Raw genomic sequence first — 14658 nt, forward strand, 5'->3', positions numbered from 1 at the left:
CGCGGCGCCCACCGACTTCTCCCTCCGACGTCTCTGGGGCGCGAGACCATGAAGATCACCCAATCCTTCGAGGTGCCGCGGCCGCTGCCGGCCGTCTGGGACCTGTTCCAAGACATCCCGGCGGTCGCGCTCTGCATGCCGGGCGCCGAGCTGACCGAGGACAAGGGCAACGGCGTCTATGCCGGCAAGGTCGGCATCAAGCTCGGGCCGTTCGGGGCCTCCTTCGACGGGGAGGCCACGGTGACGACGGATCCCGCCACCCATAGCGGGCATGCCGAGGGCCGGGGCACCGACAAGCGCGGCGGCAGCCGCTCCAAGCTCGCCCTCGACTATCGCCTGACCGATCTCGGCGGCAGCGCCACCCGCGTCGACATCGACGCGGACGTGCAGCTCGCCGGCCCCATCGCCCAGTTCGGCCGCACCGGCCTCGTCAACGAGACCGCCTCCGTGCTGATCGGGCAATTCGTGAAGAACGTCGAATCTCGGCTCGCGGCCGCCCCGGCCGTGAGTGACGGTGCCGCCGCGTCATCCCCCCAGCCACCTGCGGCGGCACCGTCTACGCAAACCACGCAGATCAGCGTGCTGGGCCTGCTCGTCCGGCTGATCGCGTCCCTGTTCAGGAAACGGCAGAAGGAATCGACCCATGGCTGATCCCGCCTCCACCGCCCCCGCCGCCGGCGGGGAACGGCGCATGTCCTTCATGACGCAGATGGAGATCGCGGAGGCGATCGCGCAGAAGCGCGCCGTGATCCTGCCCACCGGCGCCACCGAGGCGCACGGCCCCCACATGCCCACCGACACGGACACGCATCAGGTCGAGCACATCGCCTGGCTGCTGGCCCAGCGGATCGACGCCCTGGTGGCGCCCCCCGTCGCCTACGGCATCTCCAAGACCTTCGAGTTCTTCCCCGGCACGATCTCGCTCTCGATTCCGACCTACCAAGCCATGCTGTTCGAGATCGGCGCGGCCCTGGTCCGGCAGGGCTTCGAGCACCTGATCCTCCTCAACGGCAACCGCCCGAACGGCACCGCCAACGACGCCGTCGCCCGCCACCTCGTCGACGAGCTCGACGCGGCCCACAGCTTCAAGGTCTCCGCCGTGAGCTACTGGGAGCCGGCGGCGGAGAGGATCCACGCCCTGCGCCAATCGGTGCCGGGCGGCATGGGGCATGGCTGCGAGTTCGAGACCGGCTTCCAGCTCGCCACGCGGCCCGAACTCGTGAAGATGGATCGGCTGGAGGGCGCCCATTACGGCCCGGTCGGCTGGGACCTCGTGGCGCCGACGGAGCCGGTGCGCACCTATATGCGCCGGCCGCGCCCCGCCGCCGGCCATGCCGCGATCTTCGGCGACCCGTCCTGCGCCACGGCGGAGGCCGGCCAAGTCTTCATCGACACCGTGGTCCAGGTGCTGGAAGAGACCTTCCGCACCCTGCGGGGCTCCTACGAGGAGCGGCGCTGACCGCGCCGCGCCTCCGCAACCGACCCGAAACCCGGCCCGGGACGTGCCCACGTCCCGGGCCGGCTGCGTTTCGGGTTGATCGGAACGGTCGGGCGCTTCCCGAGTCGCCCTTGGCCTCAGCGGCCGTGGCGCCAGCCGAGGTCGAGGGAGATCGAGTGGGCGGCATGCCCGATCTGCTCGCGCAGGGTCTCCCGGCGCGCGTCGCTCTTCAGGAGATTCTTGCGGAAGACGAAGCAGAGCGCGGCCACGGTCTGTCCCGTCGCGTCGCGGATCGGCGCCGCCATCGAGGCGGCGAAGAGCTGAACGTCGCCGACGGTGAGGGCGAAATCCGAGGCCCGCACCTCCTCCAGGATCGCCCGCACTGCCACGGGATCCGTCACCGTCTCCGGCGTCAGGCGCTCAAGGGGGCGGGCGAGATAGGCGTCGATGAAGGCGGGCGGCTCATTGGCCAGCAGCACATGCCCCTTCGAGGCGCAGTGCAGCGGGAAGTGATAGCCGTAATGCGCCTTGGTGATGTCCTCATCGACATGCTGGTGCGAGTAGATCACCACCGATTGCCAGCCGATCCGCTCGACCACCTGCAGGGCGATTCCGTCCAGCTCGGAGAGCTTGGCGAGGTAGGGCGTCGCCGCCGTCAGCACCCGGTGATTCGACAGGTAGGCCGAGCCGATATGCCAGAGCCGCGGTCCGATCTGGTAGCGGCTGGTTTCGGGATCGCGGCGCAGGAACTGCGCCTTCTCGAGCTGGACGATCGTGCGGTGGACGGTGGCCCAGGGCAGATCGAGGGCCCGGGTGACGTCGACGACACGGGCCGGCGCCTGGGCGAGCAGCTCCAGCACGGCGAAGGAGCGGTCCATGCCGCGCAGGGAGCCGGGATCGATGGCCGAGGGGAGGGCGCCCTTCGGGGCCGGCGCCTCGGACGCAGCCTGATCCGCGGCGGCCTTGCGCCCCCGCTGCTTGCTCTGTGCCGTCATGGGATCCTTCACGCCGCGTGCGATCGCGTCCGCGAGATCTGTATCCGACAAACGGATACGGCCGTGAAGGTCGCGCCGGCGGATTTCCTGCGACGGATCCGTTCCGGTGCCCGGATCCGCGCCATGCGTTCGGCCCTGGCTGGGAGCCAGGGCCGGTGGGGTGTGCGGTGAAGTCCGCGCCGTCTCAGAAGATGTGCACGGAGACGCCGGCGAGGAAGGTCTTTTCTTCGGCGCCCGGGACGTTGTTCTGGTTGGTGCCGAACTTGTTCATCCAGTACTGGAAGCCGACGAAGGCATCGAGCTTGCCGGGCTGGCCCCAGACGAGCTTGCCCACGTCGAGCACGAGGTTGGTGCGCGACAGGAACTCGAGCTCGGTCTTGGCCCCGAAGCCGTCCTTGCCCTTGGGCAGGTTGACGTTGTTGAAGCCGGCGAGGCTGAGCGGCAGACCGGTGAAGGCCAGCGGGAAGTTGTAGACCAGCTCGAAATGCGGCACCGCGTCGAACTCGACGCTGCGGAAGGGCTCGGCCACGATGCCGTTGCGATTCCACTCCTTCTGGACATACACGCCGAGGTTCATGAAACCGGCGGGCACGTCGAAGGAGAAGACCGCGCCGGCGAGCAGCTTACGGACTTCCGGACCGAACTGGGTGTTCTTGGTGTTGGCGTCGAAGCCGTAGCCGAGCGAGATGTTCTTGAGAACGCCGGGAACGCTGAAGGCCTTGGTGTTGAAGACCTCGTTGCCGCCGAGCGTGCCGCGGTAGAGGCCGTAGGCTTCCGTCGCGCCGTAATCGTAGAGGGCGAAACGCGGAGCGCCGGTGCCGGCGGGATCCTGCGAGCCGGACTGCAGGATGTCGAGGGAGAAGAAGTTGGTGCCGTAGGCCCAGGCATCGGCGTGCGAGATGTTGAGCACGTTCTTCGGGATCGAGCGGCCCGCGAGGGAATTGCCGGCCCGGCCGCCGGTGACGCCCGGCTCGCGCGCATCCGCCAGGTAGAAGTAGCTCACCTGGGTGTCGGAGAAGAGGAAGAAGGACGGGGCGGCGGCCGGCGCGGGCGGAGCCTCCTTCTTCGGCAGGTCCGCGGCCATGGCAGCACACGCGCAGGTAGCAGCCGCGACGAAAGATACAAACTTTGATACGAAAAGATGAGCTGACATGTTGGGCAGTCCCCTCGGCTAATGCCAGAGAACTATTTTCCGACTCCAAAGATCAGTCAACGATGAGTTCCCGAACATCTCGAAGAGCAACATCGATTAAAGCGATCGTTGCACAAATATCACTGAAAGATTGTGCACAATCTATCGAGATATAATGGTTGCAACCGGCCGTTATTTCCGGTCGCCGGTGCTCTGGTCTGCAATTTGGCACCCTAGCCTCCGAGGCCCCCGGGGACTAATGCCGCTCCGGCATCAATCCTGTCTTTCGGGGTTCGGCGCAGATGGACGCTGGTGCATGTCCCGTGCCGGCGCGTCGTCCTTCAGAAGCCGTAGCCGACGGTGAAGGACTGGGCGAGCCGATACTCGACACCGGCGCAGATCGCGAAGCCGTCGAACGACTTCGGCACTCCCGTCAGGCAGAGAGCGGGCGACGCCCCAGACGAACCGCGCATCGAAAACACCGAAATCCGTCCAAGAAACAAAGGGCAGGGAGCGCCGCCGGCAGGGCCGGCGGCGCGGGCGGAGGGATCAGCGCTGGGTGACGACGCCGGGGAGGAACCAGTCCATCTTCCAGAGCTCGGCATCGCTGAGAACCTTGCCCTCAGGCACCCGCTCGACACCGTCCCGATCCTTGAGGGGGCCGGCGAAGATCTGCTTGCCGTCGATGAGCGCCTGACGCTCCGCCATGATCCTGTCGACCGCCGCCTTGGGCACGGCCGGGCCGCAGCAGGCGATGTCCGGACCGCCCTCCTTGATGGACAGGAAGGCGCCGAAGGGGCGCGGCTCCCAGGTGCCGGCTTTGATCTTCTCGATCGTGGGCACGAAGTAGCGCTCCCAGTACCAGACCGAGGAGCACTGGGTCGCCGTCGGCGCGAATTCGCGCATGTCGCGGTGATGGCCGGTGGCGAAGATGCCCTTCTCCTGGGCCACGATCTGCGGGGTCGGCGTGTCGACATGCTGGCCGATCGCATCCATGCCCTGGCCGATCAGGGCCGCGGCGGCGGCCCGCTCCTTCACCGGATCCTTCCAGGCGCCGGTATAGACCGCGGTCGTGACGGCGTTGGGGTTCGTCAGCCGGGCACCGAGTTCGTAGGCATTGATCGTCCAGTTGACGATGCCGAACGGGTTGGCGGCGACGAAGCCGATCTTGCCGCTCTTGGAGGCCGCGCCGGCGGCCATGCCGCAGAGGTAATGCGTCTCGTAGGTGCGGCCGTAGAAGGATTCGAGGTTGGGGCCGGTGGTCGTGCCCGAACCGTTCACGAAGGCGACCTTCGGATACTTCTCCGACAGCTCCTTGAAGGTGTCGGAGAAGGCATAGGCGGTGCCGATGATGATGTTGTAGCCGCGCTTGATGAACAGCTCGGCGGCCGGCCGGATCGAGGTCGCGGTCTCCTGGATGTTCTCCACCACCGGGATCGTGATGCCGAGGGCCTTCTCCGTGCGCTGCCGGGCCTCGTCCATGGCCTGGGACCAGCCGCCGTCGTTCTTGGGCCCGAACAGGATCATGGCGACCTTGGGCTCGCCCTCGAGCTTGAACGGGGCGGCGGAGGCGGCCGGGGCTTGGCCGGCAACAGCCAGGCCGAGGGCCGCGCAGGCGGCAACGCGTCGGATCATGTGATGTGTCCCCTTGTCCTCGCCGGCCGTGGGTCGGACCCTGTTCTTCGATGGGCGGACGCGGCCGATTGTTCGGCAGCGTGCCGGAATCCCAGGCCAGCCTATCGCCCCCCCGCACGGGGACCCAATGCCGTCTGGGCGGCGGGCGATGCCCGCCCGGCATCGTGCCGCGGGCCGGCTCCGCTCCGGATCCGAGGGCCGCGCTCACGCGCCGGCGAGGGCGGCGTGGATCATGCTCGGCGTGATCGGCACGTGCCGGAACGGCCCGGCCCCGAGGGGCCGCAGCGCGTCCTCGATGGCGGAGGCGACCACCGAACCGACCGGGATGCAGCCCGCCTCGCCCACGCCCTTCACGCCGAGCGGGTTGAGGGGGGAGGGCGTCTCGAGATGCAGGATCTCCACCGGCGGCACCTCCGTGGCGTAGGGCACCAGGAAGTCGACGAAGTTGGCGTTGACCGGGTTACCCTCCGCATCGAACTCGATGCGCTCGTAGAGGGCACCGCCGAAGCCCTGGGCGATGCCGCCCATGACCTGGCCCTCGACGATGGTCGGGTTGATCATGGTGCCGCAATCGTGGACGCAGACGTAGCGCAGCACCTTCACCGCGCAGGTCTCGGGATCGACCTCGAAGAGGCCGCCATGGACGCCGTAGGCCCAGGTGGCGCAGGGCGGGCTGTAATAGTCCGTCGCCTCCAGGCCCGGATGCTCGCCCGGGCGGAGGGCCGGGCCGTCGTGTCGGCTCGCCGGGGCGAACTGGGTCGCCGCCTTGGCTGCCTCGTTGAAGGCGTAGCGCAGGGGATTGGTCGCCGTGGCGATCGCCGCCAGCGACACGCTGCGGTTGGTGCCCCGCGCCCAGGCGGCGCCGTCGCGCAGGTCGATGTCCTCGCGGTCGACCTCCAGCATGTTGGCGGCGGCCTCGATGGTCTTGGCCCGCACGATCGCCGCCGATTGGTGGATGGCGTTGCCGGAGACCACCGCCGCCCGGCTCGCGAAAGTGGCCACCCCCCAGTCATAGGCCTTGGTGTCGCCCTCCACGACGATCACGTCCTCGACGGCGACGCCGAGCTGGTCGGCCACGATCTGGGCGAAGACGGTGTCGTGCCCCTGCCCCTGCGAGGTCAGACCGGTATTGACGGAGACCTTGCCGGTGATCGGCTGGATGCGGACATGGCCGCCCTCGTAAGGGCCGAGGCCGGTGCCCTCGACATAGAAGGCGAGGCCCAGGCCGAGATAGCGACCCTGGGCCCGCGCCCGCTCCTGCTCCGCCGGAAAGGCTTTGGCGTCGAGCCGCTCCTCCAGCATGGCGAGCGCCCGGTGATACTGGCCGCTGTCGAGGCTGACCGGCAGGCCGTCGGCGAAGAGCAGGCCCTCGCGCAGCACCGGGAATTCGTGGTCGGCGACGAGGTTGCGGCGGCGCACCTCGAAGCGGTCGAGGCCGAGTTCGTCGGCGAGCTGGTCGATCGCCCGCTCGATGGCGAAGTTCGCCTGGGGCCGGCCGCAGCCGCGATAGGGCGTGACCGGGACCGTCGGCGTGTAGACGCAGCGGAAGGCCACGTCGATGTTCGGGATCCGGTAGGGGCCAGCGATCGAGGTCGAGGCGACCTGGGGGATCGCGATGCCGTAGGGGATGAAGGCCCCGGTATCGTGCAGGAAGACGTCGCGCAGGCCGAGGATCGTGCCGTCCTTGCGGGCGAACAATTCGATCTCGTGGATCTGCGTGCGCTCCTGCGAGGAGCCGATGAAGTTCTCGCGCCGGTCCTCGATATACTTGACCGGGCGGCCGAGCTGGCGCGCGGCCATCGGCACCAGCAGCTCGTCGGGATAGAACTGGTAGACCTTCTGGCCGAAGCCGCCGCCGACATCGGGGGCGATGACCCGGACCTTGTCCTCGTCGATCCCGAGGATCGAGGCCAGCGCCCCGCGCACGGAGATCGGCGCCTGGGTGCCGTCCCAGACCGTCAGCTCGCCGGTGACCGGGTCATGGACCGCGGCCACGGCGCGGCATTCCATCGGCGCGGCGGTGGAGCGGTCGACCTGCACGCGGATGCGGGTGACGTGCTCCGCCTGCGCGAAAGCCGTGGCCGGGTCCCCGCAGATCTGGCGAAAATCGGCGGCGACATTGTTGGGGTGCCCGGCATGGACCAGCGGCGCCCCGTCCGCCACCGCCCGCTCCAGATCGAGCTCGACGGGCAGCGGGTCGTACTCGACCCAGACCAGGGTGGCGGCGTCCTCCGCCGTGTAGCGGTCGACGGCCACCACCATCGCCACCGGCTGGCCGACATGGAACACGTCCTCCCGGGCGAGCGGCCGCTGCGTGCGCGGATCCATCATCGAGGGATGCGGGATGAGCTGCGGCAGCTCCAGATCGAGGGCGCCGATGTCGTCGCAGGTATAGACCGCGCAGACGCCCGGCATGGCCTTCGCCTCCGCCGTGTCGACCGACAGGATCTTCGCCCGGGCGAAGGGGCTGCGCACGAAAGCGACGTGCAGCGGATGGGCGAGCGGAATGTCGTCGACGAAGGAGCCTTCGCCGCGCAGGAGCTTGGGATCGATGTTGCGCTTGATCCGGGAACCGAAGGTGCGGGTCGACATGATCAGGCTTCCCCTCGGCGGACCGCGAGGCGCTCGGCCGCCTGGCGATAGGCGGCGACGATGGTCTGGTAGCCGGTGCAGCGGCAGAGATTGCCGGAGAGCACGTCCCGGATGCCCTCCTCGGAGAGGTCGACCGGCTGCCCGGATTCGAAGTGGCTCAGGATGTTCATGATGAAGCCCGGTGTGCAGTAGCCGCATTGCAGGGCGTGGCAGTCGCGGAAGGCCTCCTGCAGCGGGTGCAGGGTGCCGTCCTCGGCGGCGACCGATTCGATGGTGCGCAGCTCCGTCCCGTTGGCCTGCACCGCCAGGGTGAGGCAGGAGCGGGCGGACTTGCCGTCGATCATCACCGTGCAGGCGCCGCAGACGCCGTGCTCGCAGCCGACATGGGTGCCGGTGAGGCCGAGCTCGTGCCGCAGGAAATCCGAGAGCAGCATGCGCAGGCTGACCTCGCGCTCGACCGCCTCGCCGTTGACGGTGAGGGCGACGCGGATCGTGGGATCGTCCGAGGTGACGGGAAACTGGCGCCGGGCCTTTGCGCGGGACATGGGAATCGTGCCTCAGGAAGCGCGGGAGAGGGCGCCCGCCACGGCCCGCCGGACGAGGCCGGCGAGGAGGTGGCGGCGGTATCCCGTTGTGGCGTGGAGATCGTCGGGGGCGGTGACCGCCGCCTTGGCCGCCTCGGCCGCGGCGCGGATCGCACCCTCGGAGAGGTCGCTGTCCGACAGGAGCGCTTCCGCCGCCTCCAGGCGAACGGGGCGGGCGGCGATGCCGCAGGCGGCGAGGGAGACCGCGTGGCGGACCGTGCCGCGCCGGATCACCGCGCCGACCGCGGCGACCGCGTAGTCGCCCCGGCGGCGGGCGAATTCCTCGAAGGCCCAGCCGGCCCCCTCGGGCAGGACCGGGAAGCGCGCCTCCGTGACGATCTCGTCCTGGCGGCGGGACGTGGTCATGTGGAACGCGAAGAAGTCCCGCGCCGCGATCTCGCGCCGTCCTTCCGGCCCCTGCGCGACCACGCTGCCATCGGTGAGCAGCAGCAGCATCGGCATCTCGGCGGCGGCATCGGCGTGGCAGAGGCTGCCCACCACGGTGCCGCGGTTGCGGATCGGGATATGGGCGACATGGGCCATCACCGCGCGGATGAGCGGGTTCGCCCGATGCGCCTCGGCGCTGAGCTCCAGCTCCCGGTGGCGCACCATGGCGCGGACCGTGATCCGGCCCTCGCCCACCGTGATCCCCCGCAGGCCCTCGACATGCTGGATGTCGACGAGGCGGCCGGGGGCGGCGAGCCGCAGGTTCATCGCCGGGACGAGGCTCTGGCCGCCGGCCAGCACCATCGCGCCGGGATCCCCGGCCAGCAGGGCGATCGCCTCGTCGAGCGTCCGCGGCGCGTCATATGCGAACAGAGACGGTTTCATGGCCTGTTCCGGTCTTCTCGCGGCATGAGCGGACAGTCTTCGCAAGCTTTCGCATGGAAGCCCGATGCCCGGAACCGCATCGCCCACAAACGAGCAGGATGCCCAAAACGGCGGCATCGCTGCTCATTTGTTTATCCGTATAGTGGATATGATATCCTCGATTAGGATACGTTACCACTTTGCCCTGTCAATCTCTCCAGTACTTCGAGGAAGGGATTTTTCTCTGCGGGCACCCAGCGCGGCGCGAGGCCCCGAGGCTGGAGCGGCCCGCGGCATTCCCGGCCGAGGCGGCCGATCGGAACGGCCATCGCTCGCGCCGAACCGGTCTGCCCTTCGGCGAAGGGAGCTCTAGCAAGAGCGGGACCGACTCGCTTTTCCCCGGCTTCCCGCTGGCTCACGCTCCGCCCGGCCTCGCGCGACGAAGCGGCAGCCGAGGGACCGGACCGGGCGGCATGCGGCCCGCTCCCGGCGAGGCGCGCGGCATCCACGACTGAAATTTCCGCAGCCTGCCCGTTGCGCTCGCAACGGCTGCGACGGTCGCTGCCTCAGCCCGCCTTTGTCGCCTCGGCGAGCCAGTCGATCACCGCGCTCAGCGCCACGCGGGGGCTCTTGCCCGCCGCGAGCGCCGCCTCGTGCACGGCGAGTTGGCGATCGGCGCTCGTGCCGTCCCGGGCGATGTGCCGGGCATGGGCGACCTCCGATTCGCATCCCAGGGCCGCCGCGTCCTCGGCCACGAGATCGAGCAGGGCGTCCACCGCCTTGCGGACCGGCACCGCACTCGCGGAAGTCTCGTCGATCAGGCTGGCATGGACGCCCTCGCGCTCGGCCCGCCAGAGATTCTCCATCACGAAGCCGCGGGAGGCGCCGGTCATGTGGGCGTGGATCTCGGGCCGGCGCTCGACCAGGCGCACGAGGCAGCGGAACAGGGCCGCGACGGCGAGGCTGTCGGACAGGCGGGTGCAGCTGTCGGCCACCCGCAATTCCAGGGTCGGATAGCGGATCGAGGGACGGATGTGCCACCAGAAGAAGGTGGCGTCCTCCACCGCCTTCGCCTGGGTCATGGCGGCGACGTAGCGCTCGTAATCGGCCATGTCCTCGAACAGCTCCGGCAGGCCGGTGCGAGGCAGCTCCGCATAGACCCGGGCCCGGTAGCCGGCGAGGCCGGTGCGCTCCCGCTCCCAGAAGGGCGAGGAGGTGGAGAGGGCCAGAAGCAGCGGCAGGAAGGGCAGGAGCCGCCGCATCAGGTCGATGCGCGCCTCGGGCCGGGGCACCTCGACATGGACGTGCAGCCCGCAGACCACGGAGCGTCGCCCGACGATCTGGAGGTCCTCGATCATCTTGCGGTAGCGCGCCTTGCGGGTCGGCTTCTGCTCCGACCAGAGCGCGGTCGGATGCGTGCCGGCGGCGAAGACCTTGAGCCCGTAGTCCCGCGCCACCCCGGCGAGGCCGGAGCGCAGGGCGGTCAGACGCTCCCGGGCCTCGGAGAAGCTCGCGGAGGGCGGCGTGCAGATCTCGATCTGGCTCTGGAGCATCTCTCGCTCCACCGCCTCGAGCCGGCGCCGGGCCTCGTCGTGGAAATCCCTGGGCACCTCGCGCGGGGCGGAGCGGGACCGGGTGCTCGCGAGAAAGAGCTCTTCCTCGATCCCGAAGCGGTAGGCGTGGGCCATTGGTTCGTCCTGGCGGCTCCCCGTCTTTTTCCGCGCGCGGGGCAGCGAAGGGACAGGCAAGACTTTGGCCGCGCGGGACGCCGCACGGCCGTGACACGGGAAAAGGGTGGATCGGGGGGGGCCGCCGCAAGGGGTCCTAAGCGCCCGCGGCGGCGCCCCGGGGCGCTACTTCGGGAGCTCTTCGGCGAGCTTGAGATGCGCGTCGAGGGTCGGCTTCATCTTGGCGGCGAAGGCCTTCAGATCGGGATTGTCGCCGCCATCGGCGTAGCGCTTGTAGAGGTCGACGGCGTTCTTGTGGGCCGTGACCTGGTCCGAGCGGTACTGCTTCACGAAGTCGTCGCCCTTGAGGCCCTTGAGCGTGTCGAGCTTGCTCTGGTGGCTGCTGTCGAGGGCCGTCGGCCAGTCGGCCTTGACCTTGCCGCCATCGACCAGGGCCTTGAGGCCGTCGGTGGTGGTGCCGTGATCGGCGATCATCTTCCGGGCGAAGGCCTTGGTCTTGTCGTCGCCGCGCTCCTCGGCGAGCTGGCTCGATTGCTTCTCGAACAGGTCGCTGATCACGGCCTGGGTCACGAAATCCTGGGTCGAGGGGCTGACCCCGAGCACCGAATTGACGCCGGTCTTCTCGCCGACGGACTGGGCCGCAACCGGCCCCGCCAGCGCAAGGCACAGGGCGGCGAGCCCCATCCCGGTGACGAGTCCCGTCCCGATTCCGGTCCTGCCTGGGCTGATCATGGTTCGCTCCTCCTTCCTTCGGCAACCAGAGGAGGGAGGCGCGGTTCCGCGCCGGGCGCGCCAGCGCGGGCCGCCTCAGGACTTCACGATGCGGTCGAGGCGGTTGTTGACGAAGAAATAGAGCTCCTTGGCGCCGGGCTCGGTGTAGAGCACCTGCACCTCGCGGCCGGCACGACCCTCGCCCACCAGCACGTCGGTCGGCGGCTTGCCCTTGAGACGGACGAGCTCGCATTCGCCGATCCCCGGCTCGATCGCCGCGGCACCACCCGGCACGGGTCCGGTGCAGGTGCCGCTGCCGTCGAGGACCGGCCCGGAAAAGGTCGGCGCCACGGGGGCTTGCACCCGGGGAGCCGGGGCGACGGCCGCCACCGGCGGCGGGGCCGGGGGCCGGCCGGACTCCATGCAGCCGGCCAGGGAGCCGCCGACGAGCGCGAGAAGCAGGAACCGGGCAGACGCGGACAGGCAGATCACGGGGTCGGGTTCTCCATCGGACGCTCGCGGACCGTCGAGGACGGGGCGCTGCCCTCCGTGCGGCCGCGCAGGGCGGCGGCGAACATCGCGGCGACGTCGTCGTGGAAGGCCATGCGCGCCTCCGGCCGGGAATAGAACATGTGGCCGCCGGGATAGACCTTGAGCGACAGGCGCGCCCCCGCATCGCGCAGGGGCACCTGATCGATCAGCAGCTTGGAGGCGAAGTAGGGCGTCACGAGATCCGTGTAGCCGTGGGCCACGAGGATGCGCAAATTCCCGTCGAGGGCCATCACGTCCTTGAGGGCGCCCATCGCCTCCGGGGCGGACCGGCCCGAGCCCCAGGACCAGCCGCGGTTCACGGTGTTGCTCAGGAGCTCGTAGCGCAGGTCGTTGACGCGCCAGTTCAGGAGGCGGGTGGTGAGATCGACCATGGCGCTGGTGAGCGGCGCCTGCATGGCGGTGAGCAGCGGGTCCTCGAAGCCGGAATGCGGGGCGGTCGGGTCCGGGTCCCAGCCGGTGACGCCGGTGTCGTAGGCCGAGGCGACGCGGCCCGCCTCTCGGCCGATCTCGCGCTGGTAGCTCGCCGCCGTGGGCCGCCCGGCCTGCCGCCGCACGGTCTCGGGATCGAGCCCGGTCAGGGCCGAGACGCGCTCCGTGAGCCGGCCCACCGCCGCCCGGTCGTTCGGCCCCTTCAGGAGATCGGCGAGGTAGCCGCCGGCGGCATAGGCTTCCGCATCGGCCATCAGCTCCCGGGTCGGCAGCCGGCCCGCGCGTTCGAGCCCGGCGGCGGCGAGGGAGGGCAGGCGGGTCACGAAGCCCCAGGGCGTGGTCCGGGCCGATTGCAGCCAGGCGAAGTCGAGCACCGGGGAGACGAGGACCAGCCCGGACAGGCCGATGCCGACATCGCCCTGCAGCTTCTGGGCGATCAGCGGCCCTCGGAAGCCGCCATAGCTCTCGCCGACGAAGAATTTCGGCGAGGCGAGCCGGTCGTTCTGACGCAGATAGCGGGCGATGGCCGCGGCCAGCACCGAGGCGTCCGCATCGACGCTCCAGTACTTCTTGGCGTCGTCCCCGGCGGCGCGGCTATAGCCGGTGCCGACGGGATCGATGAAGACGAGGTCGGTGACGTCGAGCCAGGTCGCCGGGTTCGGCTGCAGGGCGATCGGCTGCGAGGGGCTGATGCTCGCCCCGTCCAGCGGCAGGCGCCAGGGGCCGATGGCGCCGATATTGAGATAGGCCGAGGACGCCCCCGGCCCCCCGTTCACCGCGAAGGTGACGGGCCGGGACGCGGCCTCCTCCGGCTTGCCCCGGGTAAAGGCGGTGAAGGCGATCTCGGCCTGCAGCGCCCCGCTCTCGTCCACGAGGGCGAGACTGCCGGCGGTGGCCGTGAAATCGAGCTTGCGGCCCTCCGGCAGGACAAGGCTGTGCTGGGTGACCGCATCCGCGGGAAGCTTGCGCCCCTCGGGCCGCCGCTCGGGGGCCTTCCGCCCGGATTCCTGCGCGCCGCCATGGGGCGCCCCCTGCTGCGCGCCGGCCCCGAGGGGAGCGAGCCCGATGGCGAGGGCGGTGAGCCCGATGAGGAGGCGATTCATCGTTTCCGTTCTCCGGCGGCTCGCGATGTCTGTCAGGAAGCGCCGTCATTCGACGCACCGGAGCCACCGCGTCGGAAAGCACGACAGGCCGGGACCCTAGCAGCCGGGGCAGGGCGGGGCGATGCGGCCTTGCGCCCGCACGAGCACCGCTAAAACAAAAAGCCCCGGCGGAGCCGGGGCTTCTCGTGGTTCCTTCGTGCTCGGGCTTAGCGGCGGTCGCCGAGCAGCGAGAGCAGGAACTGGAACATGTTGATGAAGTCGAGATACAGCGTCAGGGCGCCGTTCACCGACATCTTGGCCGCGCCCTCGGCGTCGAGGCCGCTGTAGAGATACATCTCCTTCAGCTTCTGCGTGTCGTAGGCGGTGAGGCCCGCGAAGATCAGGACGCCGAGCACCGAGATCGCGAACTGGAGCGCGCTCGAGGCGAGGAAGATGTTGACCAGCGAGGCGATGATCAGGCCGATCACGCCCATGATCAGGAACGAGCCCATCCCCGACAGGCTGCGCTTCGTGGTGTAGCCGTACAGGCTGAGCGCCCCGAAGGTGGCCGCCGTGATGAAGAACACCCGCACCACGCTCGCGCCCGTGAAGACGAGCAGGAGGGTGGACATCGAGGCGCCCATCACCGCCGCGAAGGCCCAGAACATCGTGCGGGCCGAGGCCGACGACATCCGGTCCATGCGGAAGGAGAACACGAAGATGAAGGCGAGCGGCGCCAGCATCAGCACCCACTTCAGCGGGCTCGTGTAGAGCGCCTGCCCGAAGGGGGTGAGGATCGGCCGCGTGCCCTGATAGGCCGCGACCGACAGCATGTTGAGGCCGAGCGCGACCAGCCCCGAGATGCCGAGGCCGACGGTCATGTTGTTGTAGACGCCGAGCATGAAGGAGCGCAGGCCCTGGTCGACCTCGACCTGGGTGCCCGCGTAACCCTGCGGCTGGGCGCCGTAGCGGAACGGGCTATTCTCGAATGCCATGGGAGTTCCCCCGGG

Annotated in this window: 14 protein-coding genes; 2 read left to right on the top strand and 12 right to left on the bottom strand. The window is 69.6% G+C overall.

Annotation, left to right across the window (positions count from 1 at the left end):
• Positions 1–48 precede the first annotated feature (48 nt).
• Entirely contained in the window at positions 49–651 is a 603-nt protein-coding gene (locus MFF21_RS08020; protein ID WP_238310628.1) for an SRPBCC family protein, read from the top strand.
• Positions 644–1459 (top strand): creatininase family protein, encoded by an 816-nt coding sequence (locus tag MFF21_RS08025; protein ID WP_238310629.1) that lies wholly within the window; start codon positions 644–646, stop codon positions 1457–1459. Before MFF21_RS08020 ends, MFF21_RS08025 begins: the two co-directional genes overlap by 8 nt.
• Before the next feature lie 116 nt (positions 1460–1575).
• Here the strand turns inward: MFF21_RS08025 and MFF21_RS08030 are convergent, their stop codons facing one another.
• The 12 genes from MFF21_RS08030 to MFF21_RS08080 all read right to left on the bottom strand — a co-directional run bounded on the left by MFF21_RS08030 (position 1576) and on the right by MFF21_RS08080 (position 14643).
• Positions 1576–2433: an IclR family transcriptional regulator gene (locus MFF21_RS08030; protein ID WP_238310630.1), complete on the bottom strand. Its 858-nt coding sequence runs from the start codon at positions 2431–2433 to the stop codon at positions 1576–1578.
• A 184-nt stretch (positions 2434–2617) separates the two neighbouring features.
• Complete coding sequence (locus MFF21_RS08035; protein WP_238310631.1) at positions 2618–3517, bottom strand: hypothetical protein; 900 nt, start codon at positions 3515–3517, stop codon at positions 2618–2620.
• Between the two features lie 389 nt (positions 3518–3906).
• On the bottom strand, positions 3907–4038 hold the full coding sequence (locus MFF21_RS23970; RefSeq protein WP_283206512.1) for a hypothetical protein: 132 nt from the start codon (positions 4036–4038) through the stop codon (positions 3907–3909).
• A 76-nt stretch (positions 4039–4114) separates the two neighbouring features.
• On the bottom strand, positions 4115–5200 hold the full coding sequence (locus MFF21_RS08040; RefSeq protein WP_238310632.1) for a BMP family ABC transporter substrate-binding protein: 1086 nt from the start codon (positions 5198–5200) through the stop codon (positions 4115–4117).
• Positions 5201–5404: 204 nt separating this feature from the next.
• Positions 5405–7792 carry an aerobic carbon-monoxide dehydrogenase large subunit gene (cutA, locus tag MFF21_RS08045; RefSeq protein ID WP_238310634.1) on the bottom strand — a complete coding sequence of 796 codons (2388 nt, stop codon included), beginning with the start codon at positions 7790–7792 and terminating at the stop codon, positions 5405–5407.
• Between the two features lie 2 nt (positions 7793–7794).
• A complete protein-coding gene (locus MFF21_RS08050) occupies positions 7795–8337 on the bottom strand; it encodes a (2Fe-2S)-binding protein (protein WP_238310635.1) in 543 nt (180 codons plus the stop codon).
• A gap of 12 nt (positions 8338–8349) precedes the next feature.
• Positions 8350–9207 carry an FAD binding domain-containing protein gene (locus MFF21_RS08055; RefSeq protein ID WP_238310636.1) on the bottom strand — a complete coding sequence of 286 codons (858 nt, stop codon included), beginning with the start codon at positions 9205–9207 and terminating at the stop codon, positions 8350–8352.
• A 545-nt stretch (positions 9208–9752) separates the two neighbouring features.
• On the bottom strand, positions 9753–10874 hold the full coding sequence (locus MFF21_RS08060) for a carboxylate-amine ligase (protein WP_238310637.1): 1122 nt from the start codon (positions 10872–10874) through the stop codon (positions 9753–9755).
• A gap of 165 nt (positions 10875–11039) precedes the next feature.
• Positions 11040–11606, bottom strand: coding sequence for a DUF4142 domain-containing protein (locus tag MFF21_RS08065; protein ID WP_373324957.1), 567 nt, complete (start codon positions 11604–11606; stop codon positions 11040–11042).
• Positions 11607–11681: 75 nt separating this feature from the next.
• Entirely contained in the window at positions 11682–12008 is a 327-nt protein-coding gene (locus MFF21_RS08070; RefSeq protein WP_238310909.1) for a hypothetical protein, read from the bottom strand.
• Between the two features lie 65 nt (positions 12009–12073).
• Complete coding sequence (locus MFF21_RS08075; RefSeq protein WP_238310638.1) at positions 12074–13669, bottom strand: S10 family peptidase; 1596 nt, start codon at positions 13667–13669, stop codon at positions 12074–12076.
• A 206-nt stretch (positions 13670–13875) separates the two neighbouring features.
• Complete coding sequence (locus MFF21_RS08080; RefSeq protein WP_238310639.1) at positions 13876–14643, bottom strand: Bax inhibitor-1/YccA family protein; 768 nt, start codon at positions 14641–14643, stop codon at positions 13876–13878.
• Positions 14644–14658 lie beyond the last annotated feature (15 nt).

Origin of the sequence: Methylobacterium organophilum, assembly GCF_022179465.1 — a bacterium.
In the GTDB taxonomy this organism is placed as follows: Bacteria; Pseudomonadota; Alphaproteobacteria; order Rhizobiales; family Beijerinckiaceae; genus Methylobacterium; species Methylobacterium organophilum.